We start from the raw sequence: 18435 nt of genomic DNA on the forward strand, positions 1-18435 counted from the left end.
CCAAATCAAGTCTGTAAAAGGAGGGGCTTGTTACAATTTCCTCGCTGACACTTTTTAGGAGTATGTGAGTGTGAAAACGGTCACTCCTTTTGAACTATTATTACCTGCTGAGATGGCGAAAGTTGCCGAAGATGCGGGGGTATATAAAGCCACCAAAGCGCCTTTCACCACGTTCTTCCTCGCCATCACCGCGGGCGTTTTTATCTCCATCGCCTTTGCGTTTTACATCACCGCCACCACCGGCAGCGGCGCGCTGCCCTGGGGCATGGCCAAACTGGTCGGCGGCGTCTGCTTCTCGCTGGGGCTGATGCTGGTGGTAGTCTGCGGTGCTGACCTGTTCACCTCTACCGTGCTGATCGTGGTGGCGAAAGCCAGCGGTCGCATCAGCTGGGGGCAGCTGGCACGCAACTGGCTGACCGTTTACATCGGTAACTTCGTCGGCGCGATTTTCTTTGTGGCGCTGATCTGGCTGGCCGGCCAGCATATGGCGGCCAGCGGTGCCTGGGGGCTGAACGTGCTGCAGACCGCCGACCACAAAATGCACCACACGTTTATTGAAGCCACCAGCCTCGGCATTCTTGCCAACCTGATGGTCTGTATGGCGGTGTGGATGAGCTACTCCGGGCGTACCCTGCTGGATAAAATGTTCGCCATGGTGCTGCCGGTAGCGATGTTTGTCGCCAGCGGTTTTGAGCACAGCATCGCAAATATGTTCCTGATCCCGCTGGCCATCGTCATCCGCGACTTCGCGTCGCCGGAGTTCTGGCAGGCCACCGGCGCCACGGCCGCACAGTTTTCTCATCTTTCCGTTAGCGACTTTATTAGCGACAACCTGATCCCCGTGACGCTGGGCAACATCATCGGCGGCGGTTTGCTGGTCGGGCTGACCTACTGGGTCATTTACTTACGCGACGACCGCAGCCACAGCGGCCACGACTGAACGGGCGGACGCCGGGCGTTGTTCCCGGCCCCCACCACCGAATTTCACGAAAATAAGGCAGGTATCAGATGACCGATCGTAATCAAACACTGGCAAACGCCTGGGAAAGTTTCGCTGCAGGTGAATGGCAGAACAGCATCAACGTCCGCGACTTCATTCAGAAAAACTATACCCCGTATGAAGGCGACGAGGCTTTCCTTACCGGTGCCACCGCCGCGACCACCGCGCTGTGGGACAAAGTGATGGAAGGGATTAAGCAGGAAAACCGCACCCATGCGCCGGTGGACTTTGATACCGACCTCGCGTCCAGCATCACCTCACATGACGCCGGCTACATCAACAAAGGGCTGGAAAAAATCGTCGGCCTGCAGACCGAAGCACCGCTGAAACGCGCAATTATTCCGTTCGGCGGCATCAAAATGGTCGAGGGTTCCTGCAAGGTTTACGGCCGTGAGCTGGACCCGGCGCTGAAAAAAATCTTCACCGACTACCGCAAAACCCACAACCAGGGCGTGTTCGACGTCTATACCCCGGACATCCTGCGCTGCCGTAAGTCCGGCGTGTTAACCGGCCTGCCGGATGCCTACGGCCGTGGCCGCATCATCGGCGACTATCGCCGCGTGGCGCTGTACGGTATCGACCTGCTGATGAAAGACAAGTTTGCCCAGTTCACCTCACTGCAGGCGGATATGGAAAACGGCGTTAACCTGGAAGCAACCATCCGCCTGCGGGAAGAGATTGCTGACCAGCACCACGCGCTGCAGCAGATCAAAGAGATGGCCGCCAAATATGGCTGCGATATCTCCGGCCCGGCCACCAGCGCGGCAGAAGCCGTCCAGTGGACCTACTTCGGTTATCTGGCCGCGGTGAAATCACAAAACGGCGCGGCGATGTCCTTCGGCCGCGTCTCCACCTTCCTCGATATCTATTTCGAGCGCGACCTGAAGGCCGGTAAAATCACCGAGTCCGATGCGCAGGAGCTGATCGACCATCTGGTAATGAAGCTGCGTATGGTGCGCTTCCTGCGTACGCCGGAGTACGATGAACTGTTCTCAGGCGACCCGATCTGGGCCACCGAATCGCTGGGTGGTATGGGCGTGGATGGCCGTACGCTGGTAACCAAAAACACCTTCCGCTTCCTCAACACGCTGTACACCATGGGGCCGTCACCGGAGCCAAACATGACCATTCTGTGGTCAGAACAGCTGCCGTCAGACTTCAAAAAATATGCGGCGAAGGTCTCAATTGATACTTCATCGCTGCAGTACGAAAATGACGACCTGATGCGCCCGGACTTCGATAACGACGACTACGCCATCGCCTGCTGCGTCAGCCCGATGATCGTCGGCAAACAGATGCAGTTCTTCGGCGCCCGCGCCAACCTGGCAAAAACCATGCTGTATGCCATCAACGGCGGCATGGATGAGAAGCTGAAAATGCAGGTCGGCCCGAAAGAAGCGCCGATGACCGATGCGGTGCTGGACTACGATAAAGTCATGGGCCGCCTGGATCACTTTATGGACTGGCTGGCAAAACAGTACGTCACCGCGCTGAACGTCATCCACTACATGCACGACAAGTACAGCTATGAAGCTTCGCTGATGGCGCTGCATGACCGTGACGTCTATCGCACCATGGCCTGCGGTATCGCCGGACTGTCGGTGGCCGCCGACTCCCTCTCCGCGATTAAGTATGCCAGAGTGTCGCCGGTACGTGATGAAGATGGTCTGGCCATCGACTTCAACATTGAGGGTGAGTACCCGCAGTTTGGTAACAACGACGCACGGGTGGACGATATCGCCTGCGACCTGGTCGAGCGCTTTATGAAGAAAATTCAGCAGCTGCAGACCTACCGCAACGCGGTGCCGACCCAGTCGGTGCTGACCATCACCTCAAACGTGGTGTACGGCAAAAAAACCGGTAATACCCCGGACGGACGCCGGGCAGGCGCGCCGTTCGGACCGGGTGCTAACCCGATGCACGGCCGCGATCAGAAAGGTGCGGTGGCCTCGCTGACCTCAGTGGCGAAACTGCCGTTTGCCTATGCGAAGGATGGTATCTCTTACACCTTCTCAATCGTACCGAATGCGTTGGGTAAAAACGACGACGTGCGCAAAGCTAACCTCGCCGGGCTGATGGATGGTTACTTCCACCATGAAGCCGGTCTGGAAGGCGGCCAGCACCTCAACGTCAACGTGATGAACCGCGAGATGCTGCTGGAAGCGATGAACGATCCGGAAAAATATCCGCAGCTGACCATCCGCGTCTCCGGCTACGCGGTGCGCTTTAACTCGCTGACCAAAGAGCAGCAGCAGGATGTGATTACCCGTACCTTTACCCAGAGCCTGTAAGCTCTGTCGCCGGCCCCCACCGGGGCCGGTTTTTTACCAGCCTTTTTTGCCCGCCCTCTGCCCCGCCGCAGGCGGCGCGCAAAACAGACTTAACGTAGCGCGGCGACAGACCGCGCCAACCAGGAGAACCCATCGCATGTCACTCACCGGTCGTATTCACTCTTTTGAATCCTGTGGCACCGTAGACGGGCCCGGCATCCGCTTTATCACCTTCTTCCAGGGCTGCCTGATGCGCTGCCTCTACTGCCACAACCGCGACACCTGGGACACCCACGGCGGCAGCGAAATCACCGTTGAGGCGCTGATGCAGGATGTGGTCTCCTATCGTCACTACATGAACGCCTCTGGCGGCGGTGTCACCGCGTCGGGTGGCGAAGCGATCCTGCAGGCGGAGTTTGTGCGTGACTGGTTCCGCGCCTGCAAGGCCGAAGGGATCCACACCTGTCTCGACACCAACGGCTTTGTGCGCCGCTATGACCCGGTAATCGATGAACTGCTCGACGTTACCGACCTGGTGATGCTCGATCTGAAACAGATCAACGATGATGTACACCAGGTGCTGGTTGGCGTGCCCAACCACCGCACGCTCGACTTTGCCCGTTATCTGGCCAAGCGCAATATCCGCACCTGGATCCGCTACGTGGTGGTGCCGGGCTACACGGATGACGACGACTCCGCCCACCGGCTGGGTGCCTTTACCCGCGATATGGGCAACGTAGAGAAGATCGAGCTGCTGCCCTATCACGAACTGGGCAAACATAAATGGGAGGCGATGGGCGAGGAGTACCAGCTGGACGGCGTGCATCCACCGAAAAAAGAGACTATGGAACGCGTTAAAAGCATTCTGGAAGGCTACGGTCACCAGGTGATGTACTGAACCCTGAGCCGGCGATATGCCATGCGGATGGCAGAAGCGAGCCGGATATGGGCGATCGCCGGTAAACCATCAGCAGAGTTACCGGCACAGAGTCTGAACAGGGCGCGGCGCTGGCCGCCCCTGACCGACGCGGGAGAGGCTGCCATAAGGGCGGCCTCTGTTCGATCAGGCGTGGGCCACCGGCGTGGCGTGGTGATCGGCCTTGCGCAGCAGCATCAGCAGATAGACCAGCGCGACGCCGGCAATCATCACAAACAGCAGGCGGTCAGAGTAGTGCTGCATCAGCATTGAGGTCATGGTCGGGCCCGCCAGGCTGCCGACGGTATAGCTGAGCAGCAGCGCCTGGTTCATCGCCACCAGCTCGTGCTGGGGGACTTTTTCACAGGCCCAGGCCATCGCCACCGGGTAGAGCGTAAAGCCCGCCAGCCCCAGCACGAACAGCGCCGGTGCCATCGCGGTGCCGCCGAGCATCGCCATCGCGCCAAGGATAATGCCAAACACCTGCACCCGCAGCACCAGCAGGCGGCCATAGCGGTCTGCCAGGCGACCTACCGGCCACTGCCCAATAATGCCGGCGCTGACCAGCAGCGCCATCCAGTAACCGACGCTGGCGTCACCGATGCCCTGATGAGACAGGTACAGCGGCATCAGCCCATACAGCGACCCCAGCACGATGCCGGAGATAATGCAGCCGTTGATGCCCAGCCGGGCGCTGCGCAGGCGCAGCATCGACAACATCCGCCCCGCCGGGGCCTCCTCCCCCGCCATCTGCGCCGTCACCCGGCAGAACACCAGCGGCAGGATAGCGGTGAGGATCAGCGTGGTGATCCACGGCAGCACCTGCAGCAGCGCGGTGGATCCGCCGCTGACCAGCAGTTGTCCGAGCACGGTGGCGATGTAATACACGATCATATAGGCCGCCAGCAGACGCCCGCGGTTGCGCACGGTGCCGTTCGACATCAGCGCGCTCTCCACCACCACCCAGATCAGCGCACAGCCGACACCGGCGATAAAGCGCCACAGGGTCCAGCTCCAGAAGCCGGTGCCCAGCCCGAGCATCACCGTGGCAACCGCAAAGATCAGCGACGCGAGGTAATAGCTGCGGTTGAAGCCGTAACGCTTAATCACCCAGCCGGCCACCAGCGTGCCGAGCAGATTTCCCGTGTAATAAGACGAACCCACCATGCCAATTTGCCAGGTCGGCAGCGCGTCGTGGCTCAGCCACAGGGGAACGAGGGTATTGAGCACGGCAATAGCAACCGTCAGCAGCAGCAGGCCGCTGAGCAGCACCACAACGGGACGCGACCAGATGGACATAGTAGTGAAAAACCAAAAAGGGGGTAGGATTTTGCGCGCATCATGCCACCGCGCCGGGGTTTGGAGAAGCACAAAAAACGTGGATTAGCACGATTTGTATATCAATGATTTAATTTACTTATTAACAGTTAGTTAGATAACGCAATTGGCGATTTTACGAGAAATTATCTCATTGAATTTGCTGTTAAATTGTTCCTGAAGACGATTAAAGTCGATGACCATTTTTTCTCAAACTACAGATAAAAAAAACCCGCCGGGCGGCGGGTTTCTCTGGCTGGCTTAACCGATAAACTCGAGCCCTTTCATATACGGCCGCAGCACTTCCGGCACTTCGATACGGCCGTCAGCCTGCTGGTAGTTCTCCAGTACCGCCACCAGGGTGCGGCCCACCGCCAGGCCGGAGCCGTTCAGGGTGTGCACCAGGCGGGTTTTGCTCTCGCCTTTTGGACGGCAGCGCGCTTTCATGCGGCGCGCCTGGAAATCACCCATGTTCGAGCACGAGGAGATTTCACGGTAGGTATCCTGCGCCGGCAGCCACACTTCCAGATCGTAAGTTTTGTGCGAACCAAAACCCATATCACCGGTACACAGCAGCACCTTGCGGTACGGCAGGTTGAGCAGCTGCAGCACTTTCTCAGCGTGGCCGACCAGCTCTTCCAGCGCGTCCATCGAGTCTTCCGGACGGGTAATATGCACCATTTCAACTTTATCGAACTGGTGCATACGGATCAGGCCACGGGTATCACGACCGTAGGCACCGGCTTCAGAACGGAAGCACGGCGTGTGTGCGGTCATCTTGAGCGGCAGCGACTCTTCTTCGAGGATCTCGTCACGCACCAGGTTAGTCAGCGGCACTTCCGACGTCGGGATCAGCGCATAGTTGCTGCTGGAAGCTTCTTCTTCCAGCGGTCGGGTATGGAACAGATCTTCACCAAACTTCGGCAGCTGGCCGGTACCGTACAGGCTGGCGTGGTTGACCAGGTAAGGCACGTAGGTTTCCTGATAACCATGCTGCTCGGTGTGCAGATCGAGCATAAACTGGCTCAGCGCACGGTGCATCAGCGCAATCTGTCCGCGCATCACGATAAAACGTGAACCGGTCAGCTTCACCGCGGCAGCAAAATCCAGGCCTGCTGCCATTTCACCCAGTTCAACGTGGTCACGCACGGCAAAATCAAATTTGCGCGGCTCACCCCAGCGGCCGATCTCCTGGTTCTCGCTGTCGTCTTTACCGAACGGCACCACGTCAGCAGGAATGTTTGGGATCGCCAGGGCCATCTCGTTAATCTTCGTCAGCAGCTCATCCAGCTCCACCTTGGCCGCATCCAGGCGTTCGCCCAGCAGATTGACTTCCTGACGCAGCGGCTCAATATCTTCCCCGCGCGCTTTCGCCTGACCGATGGATTTGGATCGGGAGTTGCGCTCTGCCTGCAGATTTTCGGTTTCTACCTGCAACACCTTGCGGCGCTCTTCGTGTGCGCGCAGTGTGTCAACGTCCAGTTTGTAGCCCCGGCGTGCCAGTTGTTCAGCAACGGCCTCTGGCTCATTACGTAGCAGATTGGGATCGAGCATGCTTGTCCTGTGCTTGTTATGATTGATAAAAAGAGGGGACGCACCCGAGTTCGGCTGCGTTGAATTCACTGCTAACCTTACCGCAACGCCCCTGTCAGCGGTAGCGTTTTGTCGGGCTAATTTGATCCTGCTCAGCCAGCCAGGCGAGCTTTTCGCCGATCTTGCCTTCCAGGCCACGGGAAACCGGACGATAGTAGCGGGTCTGCGCCATCCGGGAGTAGACTGAGCAAAACTAAGATGCATGTCATATCGCCACTATGGAAGTTTTGTATATAAGGGAGCGAACCAATGATTAATCAGATCGACATTGCCAGCTTTGGCAGCTTCAATGGACTGAGCTGGAAGAAAAGTATTCGTGACGGTGGTAATAATGTGCAGAACTTCAAGCGCCTGAACATTCTCTATGGGCGCAACTACTCGGGGAAAACCACCCTTTCCCGAATCTTCCGTGCGCTTGAGATGGGGCGCATCCCGCTGAACTATATAGAACCATCCTTTACCGTTCATGGGGACAAAGGAGATGTGACCCATGCTGACATTGCCACTCATGGATATGAGATAAGAGTCTATAATCATGATTTTGTGAGTGAAAATCTAAGTTTCTTATTCAATCAAACTATTGATGGGGAAATAAAGAGTTTCGCCATCGTTGGGGAGAAGAACAAAGAGATTGACGATGAGATTGCTGCCATTTACGCGAAACTTGGCAGTGTTGAAGCCAAGGCAGGTCTTAGGCACGATCTGGATACCAAGAAGAAGGAAAGAGATCGGACCAAAAGTGACCATAAAACGGCTTATGATGCTCTGGAAAGCAAGCTTCGCTCTCATGCCAACATTAAAATCAAACAGAATCGCACCTACGGTCCTCCCCTCTACAACATTGATAGCATCAGGAAGGACATAACATCTGTAAAGACGGTAGGGTTCACCCCGCTTACGACTGAAGAACAAGCGATCAAGATCAATCTCTTGAAGCAGGAAGCCCTTCCTGACATCACTGATACCGTCTCGGTTAGTCTAAAGATTGATTCAATCAAAATAGTAGCCGAAGAGCTTCTTTCTAGATCGATCAGGCCAACGCAGGCCATTCAAGAGCTTTTGAACGAGACAGCCCTTCAAACTTGGGTAAAGCAAGGTATCCCACTGCACAGGGGCAAACGCGATACATGCGCCTTTTGCCGTCAGGATCTGCCTCACGATCTATGGCAGGCTCTGGATTCCCACTTCAGCAAGGAATCTGCTGAACTGGAGTCGTCCATCAATTCATGTCTGACATCGGTCAACAGCGAAATTCAAGCCATTGCTGGCTTCCTGACGTTAACCGGAGAGCAGTTCTATGCCGAAGAAAAAGCCTCATTTGAAACCAATAAAAAATCTCTTGCTGATTGCCTGAGGGTATACATGCAAGACCTGGAAGCGTTAAAGAGTGCGTTGGGCTCAAGGAAGACTTCTCTCTTCCTGTCAGTTGCCATGCCGTTACCCAAGTACGATTCAGCAGCAATACAGAAGTGCGTTGATGACATCAACGATCTGATCGTAAAGAGTAATGGCCGTACTAATACACTTGAGAAGGATAAACGCTTCGCACGAGAGGCATTGAGGCTCACCGATGTTGCTTCCTTCATAAGTGACATCGCCTACGACATGGAATTAACCCGCATAGCTGGTCTTAAAACGGACGCCGATACTGCTAATAGGATCTATACAAATGTAGAATCCGAGATCATCAAGTTGGAGAATGATGTCAGCCGCCTGCAAGGTCAACAGAAGGATGAACGCAAAGGTGCAGAGCGGGTCAATTCCTTGCTCAACCACTTCTTCGGTCACGATGGCATTACGCTTGAAGCCAAGGACAACGCTGAGAAAAATGCCGTCAAGTTTGAGATCATGCGGGATGGCAAATCAGCCTACAACTTGAGTGAAGGTGAATGTAGCCTGATTGCCTTTTGCTACTTTATCGCCAAACTGGAAGAACCTGACAGCAGTGGCAAGGAGCTGATCATCTACATTGACGATCCAATTTCCAGTCTGGACGGAAACCATATCTTCTTTATGTTTAGCCTGATCGAAAGTTTAATTGCCAAGCCGTTCAAGAACATGGATGGCTCCAACGGCTATCGTTACAATCAGCTCTTCATCTCTACCCACAACCTGGACTTCCTGAAGTATCTGAAGCGTCTTTCCATCCCCAAAAAGAAGATGCCAGCCGGAGATGATGGCAAGACCAGGAGCGTAGATGATAACGAGCACTTTATGGTGGAGCGGAATGGGCCAAAAAGCAACATCATGCTGATGCCATCCTACCTGAAGGATTACGTCACTGAGTTCAACTACCTGTTTCACCAAATCTACAAGTGCAGAAACCAAGACACTGCACAAGGCGCACATGAGCCGTTCTATGGCTTCGGGAACAACCTTCGCAAGTTTCTGGAAGCCTTTCTGTTCTTCAAGTTCCCGTACCACGATGACAAGAACGATGCGTTTGAACGAATTAAGAAGTTCTTTGGTGATGAAGACGCAACGGCAATCGCATTGGTGAACCGGCTCAACAATGAATTTTCACACCTTGAGTCAATCCCAGATCGCGGATTCAAACCCGTTGAGATACCAGAGATCGCCAAGGTAGCGAACTTCGTCTTGGACAAAATCTATGCAGCAGATCCTCACCAATATAATGCCCTGTTAAAGAGCATTGGGGAGCCAGCGAGAAAATAATAGAAAAAGGGGCATTAAGCCCCTTTCTTCATCTAGCTAACTGTTGCTAACGAATGGTCATTTCAACGACAATTCCGAACCAGAAGCTCTAATAGCAAAGAAATTTTCTTCATCATTCGGCTGAAGGTGTGCCGTTGACATACAGATCTTGATTCACGTGGTTAAAGGCCAAAATAAGATAGTTACAGAAATCGCTTCAGTACACAGAGATATTCATTTAACTCTTCCCCCCTGAAATCTCGATGAATTCCGGCTGTACGACCTTGACTGGTTCCAAAAATTTGTTCAATGCATCCTGTTGTTCAATAAGGAAAGGTGCATCCTTAACCTTTCTGTGAAGGTTCAAGAGCCTCTTTTCAGCCCGTATCAAAATTGTTTCGTACAGCAGAGGGGAAATTTTGACCTCTTCACCATGGGTGGTGGGATCATTTTCGCCATACTCGATCTTGTCACCCAGTACGAATCCATCAACACGGGTGTGCTTTTTCAGATAGCCCTTCTCTCGCAACTCTTTCACATACTTCCAGACCTGGCCCTTTTCCTTGTTACCAAGCACCAGCCCCGTAGTCTTCAGATCAATGATGACCAGATGTTCCACTCCGTCTTCATCGTAGTTCTCATCATACGAGGCTCGGGCATAAAAACCGACACTGCTGTCAGGCAAGGCAACGAAGTCAGGACGATTCCGCGTGCCTTTACCATCTTCGTCTTTGAAGATAGTCTTGATGACATTCGTCATGCCCTTATTGGACGTGAACTCAATCGATTCAAACTGAGCACCGAACATCCACAAACCCCGCTCAAATAGCGGCTGCAGTTCATGAACTTCATCAACCCCAACCTGCTTGAGTTTAGTTCGCAGTTCGCCTATTAACTTCAGTCGATTTTGAATCTCGTCTAATACGAGTTTTGCCATGCCAATCGTCCAGTCTTTAAGGATATCGTGCAGTGTGTCATAGTCATTCGGTTCGCACTTGTGAAGTAAATCTAGCAAACCATAACGTGACTTGGCCTGTTCCAGCTTTGCAAGTATACCGGATAACTGAACAATTTCGTTTTCACCAAAGTTCGGACACGTATCCACTACTGCATTAACGAAGGCTTCAACTCTGTCCTTGCTTACAGGGGACAGTGTGTTCATCGTCGTGCCGATTCTCTCAATCACAGCATCACGGCGGTTTTCTCTTTCAGCTTTACTCGCGTCAAAAATGATCTGCCGGACGCGGTCTTGAACTGCCTCACGAGTCTTATTCCAGACATCGTTTTCTTCTTTAAAACCGCTCCAGTCCCCCTGCACTGCATCGTATTTGTTAAGAAAGTCAGCCTGAACGATGAAAGTGAAGCGCTTCGCTTCTGAAGAACGACCATCAAGGATCCTCTCGTAATCACTGCGACTCCATTTGCACTGTCCGACAGCCCGACCCTGAACCCACCAGGCCAGGCCATGTTGCTTAGTCGTCTTGTCAGCTTTCTTAGTGTCAATGTGAAGGATGATTGCCTTGCCATAGCCCTCAACATCCACCACTCCTCTGGAGAGCAAGTCGGGAATATCGTTAAAAGTGATCTCACTGCCATTCAACTTCACTTTGAAGGCTGGATTAGCAAGGAAGCGGCTCCCAATCAGTTCACGAGCGTTTTCAGGTGTGAACGGGAAATGCGGAATGGCGCCACTTCCCACAATCTCAGTGCCATATCCCAGAACTCCCTTTTCCTTAAAAGAAATCTCTTCAAGCACAAGTGGGTCAGTAGCTGTTCGGTGGACGCGGCATACAAATTCCTGCCCGTCCTTGCGGGAGGTGATAAGATATTCACAAGCAAAGCAAAAGCTGGCAAAACGTCCCTTGCCGTTCTTTCCGAATACCAGGCGAGGTGAACCTTGCACACCCATTGGCGGGAGTGTTGTGCTAACACCTGATGAGAGACGATTGTAGGCAATAGTTCGCCAGATGTATTGGAACTCATCACGGGTCATACCATGCCCGTTGTCCGTGATTTTGAACTGCCTTTTACGCTGAATATCTGGCCACGTGATATTTACTTCGGTGGCATAAGCGTCCCAGCAGTTGGCGACAAGCTCCACTATAGCAGTGGCGGGATCAGTGATGATGGCTCCTGCATAGCTGTCAAGAAACCGTTCATCATAGAGAAGTGTTCTTTGCTCCATATGCCCCCCTGGATAATTTCTTGTTTGAATTCCGAAAAGCCCAGGCTGACCAAAGTCGTGTCAGTGCAAGGCTTCCTTTCCTTGATGAAATTCTGAAACTTCCAAGTAAACTATCCGCTTATCACCGAGATTGCTATGAACAAAATGTATCCAAGTTTATAAAGTTTATAAAGTTTATAAAACCTGTCAGCGGTAGCGTTTTGTCGGGCTAATTTGATCCTGCTCAGCCAGCCAGGCGAGCTTTTCGCCGATCTTGCCTTCCAGGCCACGGGAAACCGGACGATAGTAGCGGGTCTGCGCCATCTGCGGCGGGAAGTAGTCCTCGCCGGCGGCGTAGGCGTTCGGCTCATCGTGAGCGTAACGGTACTCCGCGCCCAGCCCCATCTCCTTCATCAGTCTGGTCGGTGCGTTGCGCAGATGCTCCGGCACGTCATAGTCCGGGTTATCGCGCGCGTCACGCATCGCCGCTTTGAAGGCGGTATAGACGGCGTTACTTTTCGGCGCACAGGCGAGATAGACGATCGCCTGAGCGATGGCGCGCTCGCCTTCGGCCGGGCCGACGCGGGTGAAACAGTCCCAGGCGGAAATCGCCACCTGCATGCCGCGCGGGTCGGCGTTACCGACGTCTTCCGAGGCGATGGCCAGCAGCCGGCGGGCAACGTACAGCGGATCGCCACCGGCGGTGATAATACGCGCATACCAGTAAAGCGCCGCGTCCGGTGACGAGCCGCGCACCGACTTATGCAGCGCGGAGATCAGATCGTAAAAGCGGTCGCCTTTATTATCAAAGCGCGCGCTACGTTCACCGGAGACTTCGTTCAACAGCTGCGGGGTCAGCTCGCGCTGCGCGGCCGTATTGACTTCGGCCATATCGGCCATCATTTCCAGCGTATTCAGCGCCCGCCGCGCGTCACCGTTGACCAGCTCGGCAATCATATCGCGGGTCTTCGCCGGCAGCACCACGTTGTCATTGCCGTAGCCGCGCTCTGCATCCTGCATCGCCTGGTCCAGCACCACGGCGATATCTTCGGCGGTAAGGGATTTCAGCAGATAGACGCGGGCGCGGGAGAGCAGCGCCGAATTGAGCTCAAAGGAGGGATTTTCAGTGGTGGCACCGATAAAGGTGATGGTGCCATCTTCAATATGCGGCAGAAACGCATCCTGCTGGCTTTTATTGAAGCGGTGCACCTCATCCACGAACAGGATGGTGCGGCGGCCGGCGTTACGGCTCTGCCGCGCCCGCTCGATCGCTTCGCGGATCTCTTTTACACCCGAGGTGACGGCGGAAATACGCTCAACGTCCGCCTGGCCGTAGTGGCCGATAATTTCGGCCAGCGTGGTTTTCCCTGTCCCCGGCGGCCCCCACAGGATCATCGAATGCAGATGGCCCGCTTCAATCGCCCGCGGCAGCGGTTTACCCGCCGCCAGCAGGTGCTGCTGACCGATGTACTCCCCCAGCGTGCGTGGCCGCATGCGCGCGGCCAGCGGCTGGAATTCGTTGCGGGAAAAATCGAGGGACAGGTTACTCACGCAGACCTCACTGACGCTGATCGTCCAGCGTCACGCCTTTTGGCGGGGTAAATTTAAATTTATCCGCACTCACCGTGCCGTTCTGCTGGCTTTTCAGCGCATAGCTGCTGCGCTGGCCGTCCTGCTCTACCGCGCTGAACTGGTTGATGGTGCCGTTCGGTGACACGTTGATGTTGAACTGTTTCAGATTGCCATCCGGTGACTTCGGCGTCAGGGAGAAGCTGTCGCCCTGCTGCGAAACGTTATACTGCTTCCAGTCGCTGGCCTGGTTACGGGCAATCAGCATAAACGGCGTGTTGCCGGTGGCGTCTTTCAGCCAGCTGGCGCTGACCTGCTCAACAAACGGGTTGTAAAACCACAGGGTTTTCCCGTCTGAGATCAGCACGCTTTCGTCCGGTGCGGTCATATGCCAGTTGAACAGGTTCGGACGCTGCACCCACATTTCGCCTTCGCCATCCTGTACCGAGGCACCACCGCCGTCGGTCACCTTCTGGCTGAAGGTGGCGTGGAAGCTCTTCACCTTGTCCAGACGCTGCTGCAGATCGCTGGAAGCATCGGCCAGCACGCCAGCCGAGGTAAATGCCGCCAGCAGGCAGCAGGAAACGATCAATTTTTTCATTACGGCATCCTTATTGAAACTCGTGCATCCCGTAGCGGGTAAGCGTGACGGGGATAACTGTAGCCAGGCGCTGGCCGGAATAACAGGAGAATAGGCTGAATTCTCCCGGCAGCATGGGGCAGATATGGGGATCGGAGGCCGACTATTCAACGGGCCGGTTACCCGGCCCGTTAACAATATTACATTTCGTGCGGCGGCGGCGCTAACACCTCACGGTTACCGTTATGGCCCGGTGAGGAGACAATGCCCTGCGCTTCCATCTGTTCGATAATGCGCGCCGCGCGGTTATAGCCGATGCGGAACTGGCGCTGCACGCCGGAGATCGAGGCGCGGCGTTTATCCACCACAAACTCCACCGCCTGATCGAACAGCTGATCCAGCTCTTCATCACCGTCAAGCCCACCGCCGCTGCCGGATTCACCGTCCTCGCCGGCGCTCAGGATGCCCTCTTTATACTGAGGACGTTCACGCGCCTTCCAGTCTTTCACTACCGCATGCACTTCCTGGTCACGCACAAAGGCACCGTGCACGCGCACCGGAATTGACGAGTTAGGGGCCAGATAGAGCATATCCCCCATGCCCAGCAGCGACTCGGCTCCCGACTGGTCGAGAATGGTACGCGAGTCGATTTTGCTCGACACGGTAAAGGCAATACGGGTCGGAATATTAGCTTTGATCAGGCCGGTGATCACATCCACCGACGGGCGCTGGGTCGCCAGCACCAGGTGAATACCGGCGGCGCGGGCCTTCTGTGCCAGGCGGGCGATCAGCTCTTCCACCTTCTTGCCTACCGTCATGATCAGATCGGCAAATTCGTCGACCATCACCACGATATACGGCTCTTTTTCCAGCACCGGCGGCGACATATCCATGCTGTCGGTCGGTTTCCAGAACGGATCCGGGATCGGCCGGCCCATCGCTTCCGCGAGGTCGACCTTCTCGTTGTAACCGGCAATATTACGCACGCCCAGCGCCGACATCAGCTTGTAGCGGCGTTCCATCTCCACCACGCACCAGCGCAGCGCGTTGGCGGCGTCTTTCATATCGGTTACTACGTCGGTTAACAGGTGCGGGATCCCCTCGTACACCGACAGCTCCAGCATTTTCGGGTCGATCATGATAAAGCGCACCTCTTTCGGCGTGGCTTTATACAGGATGCTGAGGATCATGGCGTTAACGCCGACCGACTTACCGGAACCGGTGGTACCCGCCACCAGCAGGTGCGGCATCTTGCCGAGGTCCGCCACTACCGGCTCACCCGAGATATCTTTGCCCAGCACGATCGACAGCGGCGACGGATTATCGCGGAACGCCGGGCAGTCGAGCACTTCGCGCAGATAAACCGTCTGCCGGTGCTGGTTTGGCAGCTCAAGGCCGACGTAAGGCCGCCCCGGGATCACTTCCACCACGCGCACCGCCACGGCGGAGAGCGAACGGGCCAGGTCTTTCGACAGGTTAGAAATACGGGCCGCCTTGACGCCCGGCGCCAGATCCAGCTCGAAGCGGGTGATCACCGGGCCTGGCGAACTGCCGACCACGTCGGCTTTCACCCGGTAATCCGCCAGACGCGCTTCGATCAGCCGTGAGGTCTGCTCCAGCGCGAACTGATCGACCGGGGTGGTTTCCGCCGGCGGTGAAGCCAGCAGATCGAGCGTTGGCAACGGCGTGGTCGGCGTATGCGTCGGCCGCTCGTGGCGCACCAGGAACGGATGGATCAGGCTGTCCATATCCGGCTCCTGAGGCGCGACAGGCTGCGCTACCGGGGCAGCGGGCTGCTGCGTAGCCTGAGGCTGCCACTGCGAGGAAGCAGCAGCAGGAGACTGGCTCTGAGTCTGCACAGGCTGTGACGACGCGGGCTGCTGCCACTGCGTCGCGGCAGGCTCAGGCTCTGGCTGTTGCCACTTGGAAGCAGTGGGCTGCGGACGTTGCCACTGTGAATCGGCAGGCTGCGAGGCCTGCGGCTGCTGCGGCTGGCTGGTCGCGTGCTGCGCTGACTGCGACGACTGCCACTGAGCGGCTGTTGGCTGAGAGCCCTGCGGCTGCGCCGGCTGGCTGGCTGAAGGCTGCGCTGACTGCGGCGGCTGCCACTGAGCCGCTGCGGGCTGTGGCGACGGACTGGTCGCGTGCTGTGGCTGCTGCCACTGCGCGGTGGCCTGGGCTGACGCCGCAACGGCGGCCTGCTCCGTGGCTGCCGGCAGGGTAAACAGCGGCTCTGTCGGGCCGTCATCGGCCAGGTCGTCCAGCGGCGAGAAGTCGAAGGCACCGTGGGTGTCCGGCGTAAAGGTTGGCGACTCGTCGGCTTCAGCGCCGTAACGCTGCTGCTGCTGTTGAGCAAACTGGCTGGCCAGCGCGGCCTGCTGCAGCGCGTCTTCGTCCTGTTCCGCAAACTCGTCGCCGTAGCGTTGCTGTTCGCGGGCAAGGAAGGCTTCGCGCAGATGCGCTTCTGCCAGGTCGTCATCACTGGCCTCTACGCCATAACTGTCGGGGCCGCTGGCCGCTGCCGGCGAGGCAGCGACGGCACCGGTTGCCGCCGCTGCTGCCTGCTGCAGACGCTGTTCTTCCTGCTCTCTGGCTTTCTCTTCCGCCATGCGCTGTGAAGGCAGTTTAATGCCGTACGAGGCCAGTTCACGGCGGGTAGGGAGTTTCACCGGCTTAGGGCGCGGCAGTTCAGGACCAATGCCCTGCTTCACCTGCGGATTCAGATCGTCACCGCTGACGGCGCTGAAGCCCGGCATAAACAGCATATCGCTGCTGGCGGACTGCGCCGCCGCCGCCACGGCAGCACCGCTGGTCGCGGCCGCAACGGCCCCCGGATGGTGCGGCGTATCCGGTGTGGCAAAATCAAACGGCGATGCCGAGGCGTTTCGCCAGTCGCCCATCTGCGGACCGTCGTCCCGATCGACGGCAGGCTGCGCCGGTGCAGGCGTTTGCGCTTCACTCGGGACATCAAAACGGTGCAGCGGCGGCGCGGCAGCATCAGTGTTTACGCCAGGCTGAGCCGTTGCCGCCTCGCTGCCAAAGGCAGATGACGCAGCAGACGCATTGTTGCCGAAGCCAGAGACGTTCGGTGCAGCGTGCTGGCTGCCGTGGGCAGGTGCAGGCTGGTTGCCATAAGCAGGCGCAGGCTGATTGCCATAGGCAGGCGCAGGCTGATTGGCATAAGCAGGCGCAGGCTGGTTGCCGTAGTCAGGCGGCGTCGGGCTGTACTGAGATGCGGCAGCAGCCGCCTGAGGCGGAACGCCCGCGCTGGCCGGGTGCGCAGCGGCAGCAAATGTCGCGGCAGCAGTAGCCTCGCTACCCGCGCTGGTCGCAGCAACCAGCGTCGTTGAAGCCGCATTAGCGACAGGCGCGCTACCGGTCACCGCTGCGTTAACATCGCCAGCGGCAGGCAGCACTTCGGCGGCGGCAGTAGCGGCAGGGATCGCCCCGTCGGCAGCAGGCGCAGCAGGACGCGCAAACAGCGGGTCCTGGTCGTCATCACCGCCGCTGACCGGCAGATCGATTTTCTGTGCTTTGTTTAACAGAACGTCAGCAGCATCGTCGGCATCATCGCGCGCACGCAGCGTTTCAGGCGCGCGTTCCGCGTCGTCATACTCTTCTTCATCGTCCTCTTCACGCCACTGTTCATCACTGCGTGAACGGTTGCTGGCAAAGGTCAGCACGCCCATAACCACGCCGCCAATTTTCTCAGCGATAGTTAACCACGACCAGCCGGTATACAGCGTCAGCCCGGCCGCCCAGACGCACAGCAGCGTCAGGGTGCCGCCGGGGCCGCTGAACCACGGTGCCATAGCGTTACTCAGCAGGCTGCCGATCACGCCGCCGGAGGCGAAGTACCAGATATCATCGGCATTGAGCGCCGCCAGGCCGCAGGCGGTCACCACCAGCGCCAGTACGCCAATCAGGCGCAGCGCAACGGCAAAGTAGTCGATGTACTCCTGCGAATGACGTTGACGGAAGGTTTGCCAGCACAGGCCGAGGATCACCGGCGGGATGCCGTAAGCCATAATGCCGAAAATGAAAAACAGGGTGTCAGCAAGCCAGGCGCCGACGCCGCCACCTAAATTGTGGATCGGTTCGTGCCAGGCCGTTTGCGACCAGCTCGGGTCGGACGGGTTAAAGCTCACCAGCGCCACCATCAGATAGACGGCGAACAGCGCAACAATCATCAGCAAGGCTTCCAGCAGGCGACGCCCACTGCTCAGCGGTTGCAGGGAAACTTCTTTATCTTCTGTGTATTCCTGGCTCAAGAGTTCTCTCCAGGTGCCCGTAAACTATGAAGGCAACAGCGTCGGGCGAGCCCGACGCTGAACCTGTATGAATTCACAGGAGTGTACCGAAAACTACCAG

General features: G+C 56.7%; 10 protein-coding genes and 1 pseudogene. 4 read left to right on the plus strand and 7 right to left on the minus strand.

Annotated elements, in window-relative coordinates; genetic code table 11:
• The first annotated feature begins 70 nt into the window (after positions 1 to 70).
• The 3 genes from focA (at position 71) to pflA (ending at position 4168) form a co-directional block, all read left to right on the plus strand.
• Positions 71 to 940 carry a formate transporter FocA gene (focA, locus tag GKQ23_RS16375; protein WP_056236897.1) on the plus strand — a complete coding sequence of 290 codons (870 nt, stop codon included), beginning with the start codon at positions 71 to 73 and terminating at the stop codon, positions 938 to 940.
• 68 nt (positions 941 to 1008) lie between these two features.
• Positions 1009 to 3291 carry a formate C-acetyltransferase gene (gene pflB, locus GKQ23_RS16380; RefSeq protein ID WP_056236899.1) on the plus strand — a complete coding sequence of 761 codons (2283 nt, stop codon included), beginning with the start codon at positions 1009 to 1011 and terminating at the stop codon, positions 3289 to 3291.
• Between the two features lie 136 nt (positions 3292 to 3427).
• Entirely contained in the window at positions 3428 to 4168 is a 741-nt protein-coding gene (pflA, locus tag GKQ23_RS16385) for a pyruvate formate lyase 1-activating protein (protein ID WP_056236901.1), read from the plus strand.
• A gap of 165 nt (positions 4169 to 4333) precedes the next feature.
• On the opposite strand, the gene GKQ23_RS16390 is transcribed toward pflA, so the two are convergent.
• The 3 genes and pseudogenes from GKQ23_RS16390 to GKQ23_RS23955 all read right to left on the minus strand — a co-directional run.
• Positions 4334 to 5485, minus strand: a complete 1152-nt coding sequence (locus tag GKQ23_RS16390) for an MFS transporter (protein ID WP_212408877.1) — start codon at positions 5483 to 5485, stop codon at positions 4334 to 4336.
• 279 nt (positions 5486 to 5764) lie between these two features.
• Positions 5765 to 7057, minus strand: a complete 1293-nt coding sequence (gene serS / locus GKQ23_RS16395; protein WP_101505608.1) for a serine--tRNA ligase — start codon at positions 7055 to 7057, stop codon at positions 5765 to 5767.
• 94 nt (positions 7058 to 7151) lie between these two features.
• Positions 7152 to 7268: pseudogene (locus GKQ23_RS23955) on the minus strand (hypothetical protein); the annotation flags it as partial.
• Positions 7269 to 7345: 77 nt separating this feature from the next.
• On the opposite strand from GKQ23_RS23955, the gene GKQ23_RS16400 reads away from it, so the two are divergent.
• Positions 7346 to 9772 (plus strand): AAA family ATPase, encoded by a 2427-nt coding sequence (locus tag GKQ23_RS16400; protein ID WP_212408878.1) that lies wholly within the window; start codon positions 7346 to 7348, stop codon positions 9770 to 9772.
• A gap of 217 nt (positions 9773 to 9989) precedes the next feature.
• Here the strand turns inward: GKQ23_RS16400 and GKQ23_RS16405 are convergent, their stop codons facing one another.
• From GKQ23_RS16405 to GKQ23_RS16420, 4 genes are all read right to left on the minus strand, one after another.
• A complete protein-coding gene (locus GKQ23_RS16405; RefSeq protein ID WP_212408879.1) occupies positions 9990 to 11936 on the minus strand; it encodes an ATP-binding protein in 1947 nt (648 codons plus the stop codon).
• 186 nt (positions 11937 to 12122) lie between these two features.
• A complete protein-coding gene (locus GKQ23_RS16410; protein ID WP_212408880.1) occupies positions 12123 to 13466 on the minus strand; it encodes a replication-associated recombination protein A in 1344 nt (447 codons plus the stop codon).
• Between the two features lie 7 nt (positions 13467 to 13473).
• The gene (gene lolA / locus GKQ23_RS16415; RefSeq protein WP_056236907.1) at positions 13474 to 14085 is read right to left on the minus strand and encodes an outer membrane lipoprotein chaperone LolA; all 612 of its coding nucleotides are present in this window, start codon (positions 14083 to 14085) and stop codon (positions 13474 to 13476) included.
• Between the two features lie 179 nt (positions 14086 to 14264).
• Complete coding sequence (locus GKQ23_RS16420; RefSeq protein ID WP_212408881.1) at positions 14265 to 18335, minus strand: DNA translocase FtsK 4TM domain-containing protein; 4071 nt, start codon at positions 18333 to 18335, stop codon at positions 14265 to 14267.
• Positions 18336 to 18435: the final 100 nt, after the last annotated feature.

The organism is Erwinia sp. E602 (assembly GCF_018141005.1).
Lineage (GTDB): Bacteria > Pseudomonadota > Gammaproteobacteria > Enterobacterales > Enterobacteriaceae > Erwinia.